Annotated in this window: 16 protein-coding genes; 9 read left to right on the top strand and 7 right to left on the bottom strand. The window is 71.6% G+C overall.

The genetic code is table 11. The features are described from left to right. Together ABH925_RS17595 and ABH925_RS17590 are read left to right on the top strand one after the other, a co-directional pair. The coding region (locus ABH925_RS17595; RefSeq protein WP_370148930.1) for a substrate-binding domain-containing protein at positions 1 to 335 on the top strand (335 nt) is incomplete at its 5' end. A gap of 260 nt (positions 336 to 595) precedes the next feature. Then, on the top strand, positions 596 to 3,559 hold the full coding sequence (locus tag ABH925_RS17590; protein WP_370148928.1) for a CBM35 domain-containing protein: 2,964 nt from the start codon (positions 596 to 598) through the stop codon (positions 3,557 to 3,559). A 67-nt stretch (positions 3,560 to 3,626) separates the two neighbouring features. On the opposite strand, the gene ABH925_RS17585 is transcribed toward ABH925_RS17590, so the two are convergent. Further along, complete coding sequence (locus ABH925_RS17585; protein ID WP_370148927.1) at positions 3,627 to 4,538, bottom strand: LysR family transcriptional regulator ArgP; 912 nt, start codon at positions 4,536 to 4,538, stop codon at positions 3,627 to 3,629. A gap of 66 nt (positions 4,539 to 4,604) precedes the next feature. Here ABH925_RS17585 and ABH925_RS17580 point away from each other — a divergent pair, with 66 nt between their 5' ends. Continuing rightward, positions 4,605 to 5,216, top strand: a complete 612-nt coding sequence (locus tag ABH925_RS17580) for a LysE/ArgO family amino acid transporter (RefSeq protein ID WP_370148925.1) — start codon at positions 4,605 to 4,607, stop codon at positions 5,214 to 5,216. A 90-nt stretch (positions 5,217 to 5,306) separates the two neighbouring features. Here ABH925_RS17580 and ABH925_RS17575 read toward each other — a convergent pair whose 3' ends face one another. Next, complete coding sequence (locus tag ABH925_RS17575; RefSeq protein ID WP_370148923.1) at positions 5,307 to 8,141, bottom strand: LuxR C-terminal-related transcriptional regulator; 2,835 nt, start codon at positions 8,139 to 8,141, stop codon at positions 5,307 to 5,309. A gap of 292 nt (positions 8,142 to 8,433) precedes the next feature. Between ABH925_RS17575 and ABH925_RS17570 the strand changes: the two genes are divergently transcribed. Next, complete coding sequence (locus tag ABH925_RS17570; protein WP_370148920.1) at positions 8,434 to 8,613, top strand: hypothetical protein; 180 nt, start codon at positions 8,434 to 8,436, stop codon at positions 8,611 to 8,613. Here ABH925_RS17570 and ABH925_RS17565 read toward each other — a convergent pair. Continuing rightward, positions 8,571 to 9,755, bottom strand: a complete 1,185-nt coding sequence (locus ABH925_RS17565; RefSeq protein WP_370148919.1) for a hypothetical protein — start codon at positions 9,753 to 9,755, stop codon at positions 8,571 to 8,573. The genes ABH925_RS17570 and ABH925_RS17565 overlap by 43 nt on opposite strands. A gap of 50 nt (positions 9,756 to 9,805) precedes the next feature. Beyond that, complete coding sequence (locus ABH925_RS17560) at positions 9,806 to 10,321, bottom strand: SigE family RNA polymerase sigma factor (RefSeq protein ID WP_370148917.1); 516 nt, start codon at positions 10,319 to 10,321, stop codon at positions 9,806 to 9,808. Between the two features lie 477 nt (positions 10,322 to 10,798). On the opposite strand from ABH925_RS17560, the gene ABH925_RS17555 reads away from it, so the two are divergent. The 3 genes from ABH925_RS17555 (at position 10,799) to ABH925_RS17545 (ending at position 12,703) form a co-directional block, all read left to right on the top strand. After that, positions 10,799 to 11,479, top strand: a complete 681-nt coding sequence (locus tag ABH925_RS17555; RefSeq protein WP_370148914.1) for a transglycosylase SLT domain-containing protein — start codon at positions 10,799 to 10,801, stop codon at positions 11,477 to 11,479. A 211-nt stretch (positions 11,480 to 11,690) separates the two neighbouring features. Further along, a complete protein-coding gene (locus ABH925_RS17550) occupies positions 11,691 to 12,053 on the top strand; it encodes a sortase-dependent protein (protein ID WP_370148913.1) in 363 nt (120 codons plus the stop codon). Between the two features lie 2 nt (positions 12,054 to 12,055). After that, entirely contained in the window at positions 12,056 to 12,703 is a 648-nt protein-coding gene (locus ABH925_RS17545; protein WP_370148911.1) for a class F sortase, read from the top strand. Positions 12,704 to 12,818: 115 nt separating this feature from the next. Here ABH925_RS17545 and ABH925_RS17540 read toward each other — a convergent pair whose 3' ends face one another. Then, on the bottom strand, positions 12,819 to 13,556 hold the full coding sequence (locus ABH925_RS17540) for an SDR family oxidoreductase (RefSeq protein ID WP_370148909.1): 738 nt from the start codon (positions 13,554 to 13,556) through the stop codon (positions 12,819 to 12,821). Positions 13,557 to 13,649: 93 nt separating this feature from the next. Between ABH925_RS17540 and ABH925_RS17535 the strand changes: the two genes are divergently transcribed. Beyond that, positions 13,650 to 14,513: a LysR family transcriptional regulator gene (locus ABH925_RS17535; protein WP_370148906.1), complete on the top strand. Its 864-nt coding sequence runs from the start codon at positions 13,650 to 13,652 to the stop codon at positions 14,511 to 14,513. Positions 14,514 to 14,535: 22 nt separating this feature from the next. On the opposite strand, the gene ABH925_RS17530 is transcribed toward ABH925_RS17535, so the two are convergent. Continuing rightward, positions 14,536 to 14,982: a nuclear transport factor 2 family protein gene (locus ABH925_RS17530; protein ID WP_370148904.1), complete on the bottom strand. Its 447-nt coding sequence runs from the start codon at positions 14,980 to 14,982 to the stop codon at positions 14,536 to 14,538. A 162-nt stretch (positions 14,983 to 15,144) separates the two neighbouring features. On the opposite strand from ABH925_RS17530, the gene ABH925_RS17525 reads away from it, so the two are divergent. Next, a complete protein-coding gene (locus ABH925_RS17525; RefSeq protein WP_370148903.1) occupies positions 15,145 to 15,771 on the top strand; it encodes a TetR/AcrR family transcriptional regulator in 627 nt (208 codons plus the stop codon). A gap of 16 nt (positions 15,772 to 15,787) precedes the next feature. Here ABH925_RS17525 and ABH925_RS17520 read toward each other — a convergent pair whose 3' ends face one another. Continuing rightward, positions 15,788 to 16,621, bottom strand: coding sequence for a M55 family metallopeptidase (locus tag ABH925_RS17520; RefSeq protein WP_370148901.1), 834 nt, complete (start codon positions 16,619 to 16,621; stop codon positions 15,788 to 15,790). Positions 16,622 to 16,715: the final 94 nt, after the last annotated feature.

Genomic DNA, 16,715 nt, shown 5'->3' with positions numbered 1-16,715 from the left:
AAGCCGTCGCCACCGACCTCATCACCGCCGGCGCCACCGCCCTGATCTGCGGCAGCGACATCCTCGCCCTCGGCGCCATCCGCGCCGCCCGCCGCCTGGGACACACCGTCCCCACCGACATCTCCGTCGTCGGCTACGACGACTCCGCCTTCATGAACTACACCGACCCACCCCTGACCACCCTGCGCCAACCCATCGAAGCCATGGCCCGCGCCGCCGTCACCCTCCTCGTCAACCAGATCAACGGCACCAACCCCACCCCCAAAGAACTCCTCCACGAACCCGAACTCGTCGTCCGCGGAACCACCGCCCCCTGTCGCCAGACCCCGGCGTAGAGCCGAACACGACCGGGTCGCCGCGCGCTCGCAGTCGCCGCAAGAAAGCGACCTCGGAATTCGGAGAATTTCACCCCGCACCACCGCCTCCACGCCCCGCCGGCCGGGTTCTCGCAGCTCAGCGCCGGGAGCAAATCGAGCAAGCCGCAGCGAACGGATCTGTCGGGAATTTTCTCTTCCCACTCGAAACATTGCGCTGATTTATGGGCCGCACTACTGTGCGCGTCAATTCGCTCGGCTCCTCCCACCTCTGGAGCATCATGCTCGGGACACACCCCGGCAGCCGCCGCACTCTCGCGGCCCTCACTGCCGTGTTCGCGCTCATGGCCCTGATCACCGCACTGGTCTCCTGGTCGCCCCAGGTCGCCCACGCCTCCACCACCGTCTACGAGGCCGAGTCGGCCGCGCTCTCCGGCGGGGCGGTGGTCAGCACCGAACACACCGGCTACACCGGCACCGGCTTCGTCGAGGGCTACACCGACGGCAACAAGGGCACCGCCGACACCACCTTCACCGTCTCCGCAGCCACCACCGGCGCGTACACCTCGTCCCTGCGCTACTCCAACGGCACGGGCTCGACGATGACGCTGTCGCTCTACGTCAACGGCGGCAAACTGCGCCAGATCCAGCTCCCGGTCACCGCCGACTGGAACACCTGGACCACCGAGACCGAGAGCATCACCCTCAACTCCGGTACCAACACCATCGCCTACAAGTTCGACAGCACCGACAGCGGCAACGTCAACCTCGACAACACCACCCTGGCCCCGGTTCCGCCACCACCGCCCGGGCAGTACGAGGCCGAGTCGGCCGCGCTCTCCGGCGGGGCGGTGATCGGCACCGAACACACCGGCTACACCGGCACCGGCTTCGTCGAGGGCTACACCGACGGCAACAAGGGCACCGCCGACACCACCTTCACCGTCCCCTCGGACGGGGCCGGCAGCGGCACCGTCGCGCTCCGCTACGCCAACGGCACCGGCTCCACGATGACGCTGTCGCTCTACGTCAACGGCGGCAAACTGCGCCAGATCCAGCTCCCGGTCACCGCCGACTGGAACACCTGGACCACCGAGACCGAGAGCATCACCCTCAACTCCGGTACCAACACCATCGCCTACAAGTTCGACAGCACCGACAGCGGCAACGTCAACCTCGACAACATACTGGTCACCGCACCCTCCGGCTCCCCCTCGCCAACGCCCTCGCCCACCGGTACGCCGCCCCCGCCGCCCACCGGCCAGGTGTACGAGGCCGAGACCGCGTTCCTCTCCGGCGGCCCCGGCGTCGCCACCTCGATCAGCGGCTACACCGGCACCGGGTACGTCACCGGGTTCACCGCACCGGGCGCGCGTCTGATCGTCAGCGTGGACGTGCCCACGGCCGGCAGCTACCCGGTGGCCGTCCGCTACGCGAACAGCACCGGCTCGGCCCAGACGCTCTCCCTCTACACCAACGGCCTGAAGAACCAGCAGCTCAGCCTCCCGGCAGGCAGCGGCTGGCTGAGCGCCACGCAGAACCTGGCGCTGCGCTCCGGGCTGAACCTGATCGGCTATCAGCTGGACTCCGGCGACACCGGCAACGTGGCGATCGACAGTGTGACGGTCACCGGCGGCACCGCGCTGGCGAACCAGGGTGCGACCATGCCCTACACCGAGTACCAGGCCGCCGCCGCACAGACCGACGGCACCGTGCTGCCCGCCAGCCGCAGCTACCCGAGCCTGCAGGCCGAGGCCACCGCGCGCCAGGCGGTGCAGCTGACCGCGACCGGCCAGTACGTGCAGTTCACGCTGACCCGGCCGACCAACTCGATCGTGGTCCGCTACTCGATCCCCGACAACGCCGACGGCTCCGCCGCGACCGCGCCGCTGGCCCTGTACGCCAACGGCAACCACATCCAGGACCTCAGCCTGACCACCACGTACTCCTGGCTGTACGGCGGCGGCTACACCGACACCCACTCCCCCGGCAACGGCCCGGCGCACCACTTCTACGACGAGACCCGCGCCCTGATCGGCAACTGGCCCGCAGGGACGGTGCTGAAGCTGCAGAAGGACGCCTCGGACACCGCCGCCTCCTACACCGTCGACCTCGTCGACACCGAGCAGGTCGATCCGGCCTTCACCCTGCCGGCCGGGTTCGTGTCCGTCACCGACTACGGGGTGACCCCGAACAGCGGCGCCGACGACACCTCGGCCGTCAACAGCGCGCTCAGCTCGCTCTCCGGGACGGGCAAGGGCCTGTGGTTCCCCTCCGGCAGCTATGACATCTCCGGCCGGGTCAGCATCAACGGGGTTCCGGTCCGAGGCGCCGGTGAGTGGTACACCACGCTGCAGTCCACCGCCCTCAACGGCTCCGGCGGCCTGTTCGCCACCGGCGGCACCAACCAGATCGCCGACCTGACCGTCTCCGGCGACCAGACCGACCGCAACAACAACGCCGGAGCAGCGGGCATCGAGGGCAACTTCGCCGCCGGGTCGCTGATCTTCGACGTCTGGATCGAGCACACCAAGGTCGGCATCTGGACCGACTCCGGCACCGGCCTCTACGTCGCCGGCGCCCGGGTCCGCGACACCTTCGCCGACGGCGTGCACCTCAACGGCGGGACCACCGGCTCGCGGGTCGACCAGTCGGCCGTACGCAACACCGGGGACGACGAACTGGCCCTGGACTCGGAGCAGGGGCTGGTCACCGACTCCGTGCTCGCGTACGACACCGTCCAGACGCCGGTACAGGCCAACGGCATCGGCGTCTACGGCGGGGCGAACAACACCGTCGAGAACAACCTCGTCTCCGACACCGTCGCCTTCGGCTCCGGAATCACCGTCAGCACGGCGTTCGGCGCGGGCTACAACGGTCCCACCACAGTCCGGGACAACACCCTCACCCGCACCGGGTCGTACAACTCCAACTGGGGCTCCGACATCGGAGCGCTGTGGATCTACGCCGTGCAGGCCGACATCACCCAGCCCGTCACCGTCGACGGCAACGCCATCGACGACAGCAGCTACCAGGCCGTCCTGCTCAGCTTCGGCAAGCAGATCAGCAACCTGACCCTCGACCACGACACCATCACCGGGGCCGGCACCTACGGCTTCGACATCAGCAACGTCACCGGCAGCATGACCGCCAACTACGTGACCGTCACCGGCGCGCAGTCGGGCGGCCTGAACAACCCGGGCAACTACACCATCAACCGCGGCCCGGGCGACAGCGGCTTCTGACCCGGTGAGGCCTGGGGTGGCCCGGCAGCACAGCTGCCGGGCCACCCCCTTGCACCGTCTTCCTCGGCTACCGCAACGCCAGTTCTGCCTCCGCCGCCACCGCGGCGGCGACGGCCGCGAGCGCGGGTGAGTCGAGGCGCCACTGCTGCCAGTAGAGCGGGACCTCGGCCGTGCGGCCCGGCAGGAACTGGACCAGCGCACCATCGCGCAGCCGTGGCTCGGCCTGGCCGCGCGGGACGAGACCCCAGCCGAGGCCGGCGGTCACCGCGTCGATGAACCCCTCGCTGGACGGCACGTAGTGCCGCAGCGGGCTCGCGTCCTGACCGTCCGTCAGCCGGCGGGCGAAGGCGTCCTGCAGCTCGTCGCGGCGGTCGAAGCAGACCACCGGGGCGCGTGACAGCAGCAGGGCCGGGTCGCCGTCGAGCCAACGGCCGGCGAACTGCGGTGCGGCGACCGGGAGGTAGACCATCGCGCCGAGCCGGCGCACCGAGCAGCCGGCCACCGGGTGGGGTGACGAGGTCACCGCCGCCATCACCTCGCCCGCGCGCAGCAGGGCGGTCGTGTGCGACTCGTCCTCACGGCGCAGGTCGACGTGGATCCGCGCGTCCCGTGCGAGCGGGGCCAGGGCCGGCACGAACCAGCTCGCCAGCGAGTCCGCGTTGACCGCGATCGGCAGCCAGGAGGGGCTCGCCGGCTCGGCTCCCTCCTCGTCCTCGGCCAGCCCGAGCGCGGTGCACACGTCGTCCTCCAGTCGGGCGAGCTGACGGCCGAAGCGCACCACCACCTGGCCGGATTCGGTGGCCTGGACCGGCCGGGTCCGGGTCAGCAGCACCCGCCCGGTGCGCTGCTCCAGCGCCTTGATCCGCTGGCTCACGGCGGAGGGCGTGACGTGCAGGGCCGCCGCGGCGGCATCGAAGGTGCCCTCGTCGACGACTGCGAGCAGGGTTCGGACCAGGTCGTGCGGCAGCTCACTCTTCATGCCTGCTAATGATACGTAAAAATGTTTACCTGGCCTTATGTTCGCCTGCTGCCTACGGTGGCGCCCATGGGAAACGCGTTCACCGCCGTCGTAGCCGGATTCGGGACCGGTCTGTCGCTCATCGTCGTCATCGGGGCGCAGAACTCCTTTGTGCTGCGCCAGGGCGTCCGCCGGGAGGCGGTGCTGTCGGTGGTCGCGATCTGCGCGGTCTCCGATGCGGTGCTGATCACCTGCGGGGTGGCCGGGCTCGGTGCGCTGGTCACGGCGTGGCCGGCAGCGCTGACGGCGGTGCGCGCGGTGGGGGCCGCCTTCCTGCTCTGCTACGCCGTGATCGCCGCGCGGCGCGCCCTGCGGGCCTCCGGCCTGCAGGGCGACGGACCGGCCGTCCGTTCCCGCCGCCGCGCGGTGCTCACCTGTCTCGCGATGACCTGGCTGAACCCGCATGTCTACCTCGACACGGTGCTCCTGCTCGGCGCCGTCGCGGCCACCCACGGCGCGCTGCGCTGGCAGTTCGCACTCGGCGCCGTGCTGGCCAGCCTCTGCTGGTTCGCCGCTCTGGGCTTCGGTGCCCGCCTGCTCGCCGGCTTCTTCCGCCGCGCCTCCTCCTGGCGCGTCCTGGACGCGTTGGTCGCCACGACCATGCTGCTCACCGGCCTGTCCCTGGCCGCGGGGGCCTGACACCCATCTCTTCGGCCACGGGTGGTGCGCCCCGTGCGACGCGCTCGGAAGCCCTGGGTGTGGCCGGCCCGGTGGGCGGGCGCGCCGGGGTCACGGTGTGTCGGGTGTGGCGCCGAGCAGCGTGTGGGTGAGGCTCGCGCGGTTGGGCACGCCGAGTTTGCGATAGATCCGGCCCAGGTGACTGTCGATGGTGCGTACACTGAGCACCAGGGCGCCGGCGATCTCGCTGCTGGTCATGCCGGTGCTGGCGAGGCCGGCGATCTCCCGCTCCCGTGCGGTGAGCACGGCCAGCGCGTCGAGGGGGCCCGGGTCCCCCGCCCCGGCGGCGTACGCGGCGAGCCGGCCGCGCTGAAGGCCGACTTCGTCAGCCAGTCGTACCGAACCGCACTGGTGGGCCAGCAGCGCCGCCCGGTCCAGCCGGTCGGCCACCCGATCGGTCCGTCCCGCGTCCAGGGCGAGCGCGGCTGCCGTGACCAGGGTGCGGCCAACCTCGATGCGCTCGCCTCCGGCGGCGAAGTGCCCAACCGCCTCCTGGGCGCTGAGCAGGGCCGGCTCGGTCTCCCCGCGTACGGCCTGGGCCCACATCCGCGTACGCAGGGCGAATCCGAGTCGGCTCGCCGAGGGGAGCTGTTCGACACAACGCTCCGCGAGCCGGGCCCAGTGCTCGACCGAGGCCCGATCGCCCTCGGCCAGGGCCGTCTGCGCCAAGGTGTCGCAGAAGCGCGGTTGGCGCCAGGTGGTGAGCCGGGGCAGGTCGGTTCCACCCGCCGCGTCCAGCAGCAGCCAGCCGGCACGGGTCGGGTCGCCGGCGAGCAGGACCAGGCCGGCGACCAGGCAGCGGACGCCGACGGCCCACCCGGGTGACTGCCCGTCGGCGAACGCCGCGGCCTGGTCGGTCAGCGCGAGGACCTCCCGCAGGTCGTCCGCGCTGTTGAGCCAGAGCAGGGCCTCGGCCCGGAACACCGCCAGGCCGGCCCGGGTCGCGGGGTTGCCGGCGCGTTCGACGAGCGGGGTGGCCTCGTCGAGGGTGGCCAGTGCCTGGCGCAGGTTCCCCGCACGCAGCTGGGTGTTGGCCAGGCTCATCAGCGTCATGGGCCGGACATAGGTCTGCCCGGTGCGCCGGGACAGCGTCGCGCCGCGGTCGAGGTGACGTTCGGAGTCGGCCAGCAGCCCCAGCATCCCCTCGGTCATGCCCAGTTGGTAGGCGGCCTCCAGGTTGGTCAGCAGGGTGGCGTCCGAGGTGGCGTCGACGAGTTCGGCTGCTCTGGCCACGGTCGTCCGGGCGATGGACATATCGCCGGTGAACAGGTGGGCCAGCGATGCCTGGGCCAGCGCGTTGGCCTCACCGACCCGGTCCTGGTGCCTGCGCGCGATCGCCGCACCCGTCTCGGCGTGCTGGAGCGAGGTGGCGAAGTCCTGGAGGTCATAGGTGTAGTCGGCGAGTTCGGCGTGCAGGGCGGCAGCCGTCGCGGAGTCCTGGTCGGCCAGTGCGGTGAGCCCGGCGCGGGCGATGGCGCCGGCCTCGGTGAAACGGCCGAGCCGTCGTTCGACCCGGCTGGCGTCGGCCAGTGCGGTCGGGGCGGTGCTCTGGTGCGGGGCGCGGCCGGGGCCCGCGGTTCGCAGGGCATCGAGGAGCGCCCGGCTTTCCGGTGCGTCTCCGGTCAGCAGCCGGGCCTGGGCGAGCAGGACGCGCGCCTCGTGCCAGTGCGGCTCGCCCGCGTGGAGCAGTGCCAACGCGGCCTGCAGGTACTCGGTCGCCGCGGCGGGCGAGCTGTGGAGCGAGTCGCGAGCAGCGGCGATCAGGGTCGTCACATGCTCCGGCCGGCCCAGGTCGGCGGCCCGTACGACGTGGTGGGCGCGCCGGGATATGGGCGCCGCCCGCTCGGCCAGCGCGAGTTCGGCGCTGCGGTGCAGGGCGAGCCGTCGGCTGGGCTCCAGTCGCTGGTAGACGACCTCGCCGACCGCGCGGTGACGCAACATCAGCTGCGGTGCCGGGTCGGCCGGCCGGACCAGGTCGAGGCGGGAGAGAACGTCCAGGGCCCGCATGGTCGCGGCCACCTCCAGGCCGGCGACCGCGGCGAGCAGCTCCGGGTGGCACGGCTCGGCGAGCACCGCCGCGGCCTGCACCACGGCGACCGCGGTGTGATCCAGCCCGGCCAGCTCACCGAGGATTGCCAGGGCGGCGTCGGCGCTCGCCTCCCCGTCGGCGGCGAGGACCTTGAGGTACTGCGGATTGCCCTGGCACGCGCGCTGCACCTCCTCGGCATCGGGGTGGTCGCCGAGCACGGCCAGGGACTGCTCGGGGGAGAGCGGTCCGAGGTGCCGCACCTCCAGCTGACCCGTGGACGCGGCGCGGGAGAGCACCGCGGCCAACGCGGGCGAGAGCTGGCGCCGACGGTAGGCCAGCAGGCAGAGCACCGGACCGGTGGCGGCCGTGTGCAACAACCGCTCCACACCAGGAATCTCGTCGGTCGCCAGGTGATGCAGGTCGTCCATGGCCACCAGCGTGGCCGTCCCCCGCGCCACCTGCTCGTGCAGATCGCAGCAGCCGTCCGCCGGCGGGCGGACATCGCGGGACATGGGGGTGGGCGCGCGCGGGCCGTCTGCCGCGAGGACCCGGACTCCGGCGGCCTGGGCGTACGCGGCCGCCGTCAGCATCAGCGCGCTCTTGCCGATGCCCGGCTCCCCGACCAGCGCGACGGCACGTCCTCGGCCCGACCCCAGCTCACCCAGTGCCGCCAGCAGGTCCTGGACCACGGCCTCCCGGCCCACCAGCCGAGGAGTACCGGCGGTCAGCGTACGGGGCAGCGGTGCCACCTCGCGGACGGCGGGGAGTGCGCAGGCGTTCGCCCCCGCGCGGCCGGCGACGAGGCCGTCGGTCCGTCCCGCCCACACCGGTGAAACCTCGGGCAGATCGTCAGACATGAACGGCACAGTAGTCGCCCCGACCCCGCACTCCGATTCGAGGTCCATCCAGGGAACCGACTTGGCCCCACCACGTCAGAGCGGACATGAGCCGGCACCGCCGGGACGGACCGGGGCCGGCGGCGAAGGGCCTCCGACCACCGGACGGGTGATGCCCGCAGGAGCGGCGGCGCGGCGGTGGCGGGCGCGGCGGGCGGACATGTGACCTTCCCTACCGTCAGGACCTTCCCACCGTCAGGTCCGGTTCTTCCCTGCCTGGTTCCCGCCCCCACTTCTCCTGTGGCGTCCAGCCGTGCATCGTGTCGGTACCCTGCTGCTCTCCCTGGCCTGCTCCCTCGCCGGCACCGCCGGCCTGGCCACCCCGGCCCACGCGCCCGCGTACCGGGAACCCGATGTCGGCAGACCGGCCCGTACCGGGGTGAGCCGGGGTCACCGGGTCCACTTCGGGCTCATGGCCATCGCCTTGAGCTGATCCAGGGACAGCGTCGGCCCGGCCGGATTGGGCCTGCCCAGGTCCATCTGCTGCTCCATCAACCAGACCATGGTTCCGTCAGGCCGGAGCACCCTGACGTCCCACATGGCGACGGACGCCTGGCTCCCCTGCTGCCTGACTGCCATCAGGGTGCCGTCAGGGAGCCTGTTGGCACCCTGGAAGCTCTCGGCCGCGATCTCACTGCGAGCCTCGCCCGGCCAGCGCTGGACCTGGACGCTGAGCTGGTCCGTACCCATCGCATTCACCGGTACGGCGGCCGACCCCTCCTGGTCCATCGCGTTGTTGTCCCCTGCATGGACTCCAGCGGGAAGCACTTGCCTCAGTGTCGCGAGCACCTGCGCCTGGGACGGCTGGTGGTCCGGCTGAGCGGTGCGCATCGCGGCGAACAACCGCGACCAGTCGGGGTCGCTGACCAGCGCGGTGAGCTGCGCCGCCGACAGCGGCGGCGTCGATCGCGTGGTCTCCGCACCGGGTCCCCCGGTTGTCGAGTTGTCCTCAGTGAGCCACAGGTGCTCACCCTTGCGGGTCACCAGGCTCACATTCCACTGCAGCGAGGCCGGCTTGCCGGCCGAGCCACCGTAGCTGATCTTCTCGATGGCCACCGTGGAGCCGTCGGCACGAGTGGTCTGGTCACAGGTCCCACCCTTGGGGGGACTACCAGGCGTGCAGGTCGTCGGGGCCATCACGTTGCCGTCGTTCAGTGCAGCGGAGCCGAGGTCCAGCGACCCGGCACCGTGACCGTCGTCGAAGATCAGATGGGCCTGCGCCACAAGGGCGGGCCGGCCGCCACCCACCCCTGTGGCCCATGCTCCGCTGATCTGCCCCGGCGGCAGTGTTCGCTTGAGCAGGTCGAGGATCTGCTGACCGCTGAATCCGGTCGCCCCTCCGGCCACGACGGTGACCTGCTTCGGGCCATCCGTCCCACCGGCGAAGAGGGCAGAACCCCCGCCGATCAGGGCCAGTGCGGTGACACCGCTGACAACGGTGTACGCCACGCGCCGTCGGCGCAGCGCGTGTCCTCGGCGCAGACCGCGGTCGAGCAGTGATTGGGGCTCGATGTCGTAGCCCTGGCCGGCCCGGCGAAACGCGTCGCCGATCTTGTCTTCGAAGTCTGTGTCCATGGCAAACCGCCGTTTCATCGTCGGTCGGGAGCGTGGTCGAATGCGCGCGGTCAGAGCGCGACGAATATCGAGAGGTCGTCACCGAGCTGCGCCCGCAGCCGGGCGAGCGCGCGAAGCGAGTGGGCCCGGATCGCTCCGGGGCTGAGCCGCAGCGCGGCCGCGGTCTCCTCGACACTGCGGTCCTCCCAGTACCGGAGCACCAGTACCGCGCGGTCCCGGGCCGAGAGTTGGGCCAGGGCCGCGAGCAGTGTCACGCGCAGGGCGACATCGCCGTCGTCGTTCGAAGGAAGCTCGGGCGGGGAGGCGCTGGGCTGCTCACTGCTGCGCCGTAGCCGACGCCACGACAGGAACGTGTGCACCAGCATCGTCTGGGCATACGCGACCGGGTTGTCAGCCGCCGACACGCGGCGCCATCGTACGAAGATCCGGCCCAGGGTCTCCTGGACCAGGTCCTCCGCGAGATGGGTGTCACCCCCGGTCAGCAGGCAGGCCGAACGGTAGAGATGCCCGATCCGACCGGCGGAGAACTCCACGTACTCCTCGTTCGCCGCGCTTCGCTGGCTCACTAGCGTCCCCTCGCCGTAGCTCCCCTTCACACTCCATCGACGCTTCGACCCCTCCCCCTCGTTATGCGCGACACCGAGAGACTTTCCGGCGGCGAGATCAACGAGGCCGAGGAAGAACTGCACGGATACCATGGCCCCGGCCGCCCCGCAGGGGAACGGCGGAACCTTCTGCTCGTACACGATGTGATCTTCGCCATGTATCGGAGAATTGCGCCAACCCGCCCTCGGCGGGCAGGGTGTGGGTTCTGTCAGGCCTCGCGTACGGCATGACCGGGCACCCAGTCGGCATCTCACCAGGTGCTGGAGTTCCAGGAACTGAATGACAGTCAGCCGTACGCCGCCCGAGTTGGACCGCGTCCCGTTCCCACCGGGTCGTACCGGGCCCGTGTCTCCCGTGACCAGCGCGGGCGGAGACCAGTGTCAGGGGCGGAGATCGTCCGTGCGGTCACCTCACGGACGGCGCCGGAAGGAAAGCGTATGAACCGGATCTCGGTGCGGGGTGTGGCCGTGGCCTCCGCCACCGCCGTTACTGCCGTCGGAGCCGTGGTCGGCGTCGCCTCGGGCGACACCAAGCCGGCCTCGTCGGTCGCCGACGTCGCAGGCTCCACCCTCCTTGCCGACATCCCGTCGGGCCCGCAGGCGCAGACCATCAGCGACAACGTCGCCGCACAGGCCGACGCCCAGCAGGCCGACGCGACCGCCGCCGCGCAGAAGGCCGCCGCCGAGGCCACCCGCGTCAAGGCGGCAGCCGACGCGACGGCCAAGGCCAACGCGGAGAAGGCGGCAGCCGCCGCCAAGGCCGCACACGACGCCGCGGCGGCGGCGAGCCGCGCGAGCACCCGCGCCGCACTGGCCAAGACCTACAGCCCCGGCTCGCTGCAGGCGATGGCCCAGTCGATCATCGGCAACGCGACCCAGTTCCAGTGCTTCAGCAACATCGTCACTCATGAGAGCGGCTGGAACTACACCGCCACCAACGCCGGCTCCGGTGCGTACGGCCTGGTCCAGGCACTGCCCGGGGACAAGATGGCCTCGGCAGGCGCGGACTGGCGGACCAACCCGGCGACTCAGATCAAGTGGGGTGTCGGCTACATGAACAGCAGCTACGGCAGCCCCTGCGGCGCATGGGCCTTCTGGCAGGTGCACCGGTCGTACTGAGCCGGCGCACCCGTGTCGAAGCCCCCGATCCCTTCCGATCGGGGGCTTCGACATGTCTAGCCACCGCCACCGCCTCATGGACCGTCAACTCGCTTCCCGGAGCCGGATGCCGGGTGCCGCTGATCCTTTGCCAGCTCTTTACAACCAGATCGACCACTGCGTCGTCTCTCCGCCCGATCTGGAACACAGACCGCACAGAGAGAAGCTGTTCATGCGCAAGAGTGTCTTCACAGCCGTCGCCCTGGCCTGCACCGCGGTGCTGGCGGGGGCCGGGTCCGCCCTCGCTGCCGAGCCCAGCGCGAGCGCCACTCCGGCACCGGCCGGTGCCGGCCCGACCGCCAGCGTCTCCCCCGCGCCCGCCGGCGGCACCGGGGCGGCTCCGACGGCCTCGACGAGCCCCGCCCCGTCCGTCGTCGTGCCCAAGGGCGCGCCCGACACGGGGGTGCCGCCCCTGGCCACCAACGGCGGCAACAGCGCGACGACGGACGCGGCCGTCGGCGGTGCGGCCGGGGTGGTCCTGCTCGCCGGGGCCGGCACCATCGTGCTGCGTCGCAGGTCCAAGGCTCAGGGCTGATTTTGCGGGCACACCGTACAGCCGCAGCCCTGGCCGCGCTGGCCGCGCTGACTGTCTCGCTGACCGCCGGGTGCGGCGCGGCGCAGCAGCCGGACACCGGCCCGAGCCCGGCCACGACCATGTCGCAGTCCGGCTCTCCGGCTGCTCCGCCCGCGGCCGGGGCGGCGTCGTCCCCGACGCCGATCGCGCGGTCGGTTCCGGTGCGGCTGCAGATCCCCAGCATCGGGGTCGACACGCCCGTCATCCAGCTCGGACTGGCCGCCGACGGGAGTGTGCAGGTGCCGCCCATCGCGGCGAACTCCCCGGCCGGCTGGTACCGGGGGTCCGTGACGCCCGGTCAGATCGGGGCCTCGGTGATCCTGGCCCATGTGACGGTCGGCAGGTACGGGGACGGGGTGTTTCTGCACCTGTCCCGGCTGAAGCAGGGCGACCGCATCGTCGCCCTGCTCCAGGACGGCGCGTCGGCCGCGTACACCGTGGACTCGGTGCAGACGGTCGCCAAGACGCAGTTCCCGACGAACGCGGTCTACGGGACCGTCGACCGTCCGGTTCTGCGACTGATCACCTGTGGCGGCCCCCGTGACAGCGGGGGCGGCGGCTACCTCGACAACGTGGTCGTCTACGCCTCGCTGGCCACCGCGGGCCAGTAGTCCTCCGGACCCCTGCGTTCCGGGCCTGTGGGCCGTCCGGGCCGGTGAGCCGTCCGCTCACCGGCCCGGCGTCGAGCCACGCCAGACCTACCGCGTGATCGGGACGGCTTCGGGGTCACCAGGGGATGACGCCGTCGTCCTCGAAGAACGAACCGCGCGGGCCGTCGTCGGGCAGCGTGGCGAGCCGGATCACTGTGGCTGCGCCCTGCTCAGGGGTACGGGGTCCGTGGAAGCCGTTGAAGTCGGTCGCGACCAGGCCCGGCGAGGCTGCGTTGATCAGGATGTTCGTGTCGGCGAACTTCCGGGCGTACTGCACCGTGACGGCGTTGAGGAACGACTTCGACGGCGCGTAGGCCGCCATGACGGGACCGACCTCGATGTCCGGGTCCGCCTGCCGGGTCAGCGAGCCGACCGCACTGGAGACGATGACGATGCGTGGCGCCGTCGAGCGCCGCAGCAGCGGCAGCATCGCATTGGTCACCCGGATCACACCGATGACGTTGGTCTCCACGACCGTGCGGACCAGGTCGAGGTCGAGTGTGGTCGGGTCCTGCTCCCACCCCGGACCCATCTCCCCCGAGATGCCGGCGTTGTTGATCAGGACGTCCAGGCGCCCGGCCTGACGTTCGATCAGTTCTGCGGCAGCGGTGACGCTCTGGTCGCCGGTCACGTCCAGCGGCACCCCGAACGCGTCCACCCCGGCGGCGCGCAGCTTCTCCACGGCGGTCTCGCGCCGGGCCTCGTCGCGGGCTCCCACACCCACGCGGTACCCGAGGAGCCCCAGCCCGTTCGCGATTGCGTAGCCAATTCCCTTGTTCGCGCCGGTGACCAGCGCGATCTTCGTTTCGCTCATACCGTTGATGTTCGCTCGCGGACGAGCGCCGCAGCCAACACCGATACGGTGTCCTGTCATACCCGGTAGGTATCACTGAGCTATGCTGCGGCCGTGGACACCCTGGAGACCCGCGAGTTGAGGTACTTCGTGGCCGTGGCCGAGGAACTGCACTTCGGCCGCGCGGCAGAGCGCCTCGGCATGGCACAGCCACCGCTGTCCCGGGCGATCCAGCAGCTTGAGCGGCGCCTCGGCGTCTCCCTGCTGGAACGTGACCGCCGCGGCGTCTCCCTGACCGGGGCCGGAGAGGTGCTGCTGCACGAGGGCCGCGCAGCCCTCGACGCGACCAGCGCCGCCGCTCGCCGCACCCGTCGCGCCGGTGGCGCCGGCGGGCCGGACGGCTCCCGCAATCGCCTGGTGCTGGCGGTGAAGGCCGCCGCCGCTCACGAACTGCTGCAGAAGCTTCTCGACGCCTACGCGGCCGAGCCCGACGCCGCCGAGATCGAGGTGCTGCCGTGCGGCATCAACGAGCAGGGAGAGCTACTGCGCGATGGCCGTGCCGATGTGGCGCTCATGCACACGCCGTACAACTCCCTGGCCGGGTTCGACAGCGAGGAACTGATGACCGAGGGGCAGATCGCCGTCCTGCCGGCCGGACACCCCCTCGCCGCTCGCAGGACGCTGTCCCTGGCCGAGGTCAGCGGCGTCCCCGATCTTCCACTCGCCCGCTGGCCCCACGACGGCGGCTACCCACCCGGCCCGGGCCCCGAGGTCCACAACCAGACGCAGCTGGCCCAGCTGATCGCCCTCGGACGCACCGCGGCCGTCCTCCCCGACTCCGCCCGCGCCTGGCTGTGGGCCGAGCATGCCGCCGTCCCCGTGACCGACGCACCGCCCGTCGTCACCCACATCGCCTGGCCGGCACACAGCCGTTCCCTGGCCCTCGCCGGACTGATCCGCACGGCCTCGCGACTGTGAAACCGAGCTGCCCGGTGTCGTGTCAGGAGTCGAGAGGGCGGGGAAGCGCGGACATCAGCACCTGGCTCTCCAGGGGGTTGCCGTAGTCCCGCGAGGACACGATGAGCCCGTCGACCACGCGGACGACGTTGATGTAGCCCAGCGTGAACGGTTCCCGGTTCGCGGTCAGATGGCCATGGACGCGGAACTCGGCGATGACGACCTCCGGGTCGGCGGTGTCGTGCAGCGTCACGCCGTCCACCGAGTCATAGGTCCACAACCCCTCGACGGCTTTCATCCGCGTGCGTATCGTCTCGCCCCCTTCGGTCCGGGACGGGAAGCCGGGCCGGGTGAAGGGCATCTCCACAACGACGTCCGGGGCGTAGAGGTCGGCGAGGTCGCTGCGGGTGCCCTCGACCGTGGTACGCAGAAGCAGTGCCACGGTCTCGCGCGGGGTGCGGACGAGCGGAGCGGGGTCGAGAGAGGACATCAGGAATCCTTCGAGATCGGCGTGTTCGGCGCAGTGGACAGCACAGCGCTACCGGGGGGTGCGCACGGATAGAATCGGAACGATCGCCCCGCTTCGAATATACGGAACGGTCGCCCCGGTTGTCTACGGTGAGCGTCCCCCGCCCCCATGCCGAGGAGTGCCATGTCCGCGATGAGTGAACCGCCGCCCGAAGTGACCGCCCGCGAGAGCCGGCCTCTGCGTGCCGACGCGCGCCGCAACCGCGCCCGCGTCCTGGAGGCCGCACGCGAGGTCTTCGCCGCGGAGGGCCTGGCGGTGCCGCTGGACGAGATCGCCCGTCGCGCCGGGGTCGGCGCCGGGACGGTCTACCGTCACTTCCCCACCAAAGAGGCACTGTTCGAGGCCGTGGTCACCGACCGCATCAAGGCGCTGACGGAGGTCGGGCGCGAGGCGCTGGCGGATATCGCCGCAGGCGGGGATCCAGGTGAGGCGTTCTTCGGCTATCTGGCCGTGGTGGTCGCCGACGCGGGGACCAAGATGGATCTCGCCGACGCCCTCGTCGGCGCCGGGGTCGACCTGCAGCGGGCCACCCTCGACGCGGCCGGCGACCTGCGCGGCGCGCTCGGCGAACTGCTGGCCCGCGCCCAGTCCGCCGATGCGGTCCGGACCGACGTCGACGTCGCCGACCTGCACGCCCTCGTGGCAGGCGCGGTCGCGGCCGAACGGTCCCGCGGAGCAGGTGCCCGCCCGGGTCGGCTCACCCGGATCATCAGTGACGGGCTGCGTACGGCCCGGACCACCGGACCCTGACGGTGCGTTCCCTGACTCAGCGGCTGGAGTAGTGACTGGTCAGCGCGGACCAGACGATGAGCACGTCCAGCGCCTCGCGCGGGCCCGCCGCCTGGAAGCGCACCGTGCGGGCGCCGGTGCGCTCGGTGCCCGGCACCAGCGCCACCAGCTCCGCGGCGCCGCTGGGCCGCAGATCGGCTTCGATGACCAGCTCGCTGGGAACGGCCAGCGGCCGGACCGCCCCGCAGGAGGCGTTCGCCACGGCGCGGGCCGCCCCCGCGGCGATGGCCTCCCGGGCGGCCGCCGGGTGCCTGCTGCGCACGGCGGTCCGTCCGCGCGCGGTCTTCACCGGGACGGTGACCACACCGGGGAACGCCTTCTCCGCGACCGCGCAGATCACGTCGTCGCCGGTCACCAGCCCCAGCGGGACCCCGGCCGCCGCCACGAGCAGGGCATTGAGTTCGGCCTCGCCGATGGAACCGGCGTTGAGCCGCACATCAGTGAACGCACCGCCGCTGTAGGTGTGACCCAGCACGCCGGCCGGGTCCGCCGCCCCGGCGTGGTAGCCGACGAACAGCACCACCCCGGTCTGCGGTGTCAGTTCCTGCAGCATGTCCAACGGCTTCGGATCGCCGACCACATAGTCGGCGCGCCGGTCGAGTTGCTCGCCAAGGAGGTTGTCCGCCGACCCGTGGCTGTCGTTGACGACCACGGAGGTGGCGCCACCCTCGAAGGCGCCGGCCACCGCGGCGTTCGCCTCCGCGGTCATCAGCGCCCGCGCGATCGGGTAGTCGTGCCCCCCTGGGTGGATCTGCTGCCGCGTCGCGATGCCCGCGACACCTTCGAGATCCACCGATATCAGCACGTTCACCCGGAAGCCCCATTCCCACCGCACCGTCGTTCCACCGCCCCCAACCTAACTCCTCCGCTCTCGCCCCGTGCCCCATCGGTCACTTCGCCCCCTC

The organism is Streptacidiphilus sp. EB129 (assembly GCF_041262645.1).
GTDB lineage: Bacteria > Actinomycetota > Actinomycetes > Streptomycetales > Streptomycetaceae > Streptacidiphilus.
Note: the sequence above shows the minus strand (reverse complement) of the source record. Positions and strands in the feature narration are given on the sequence as shown.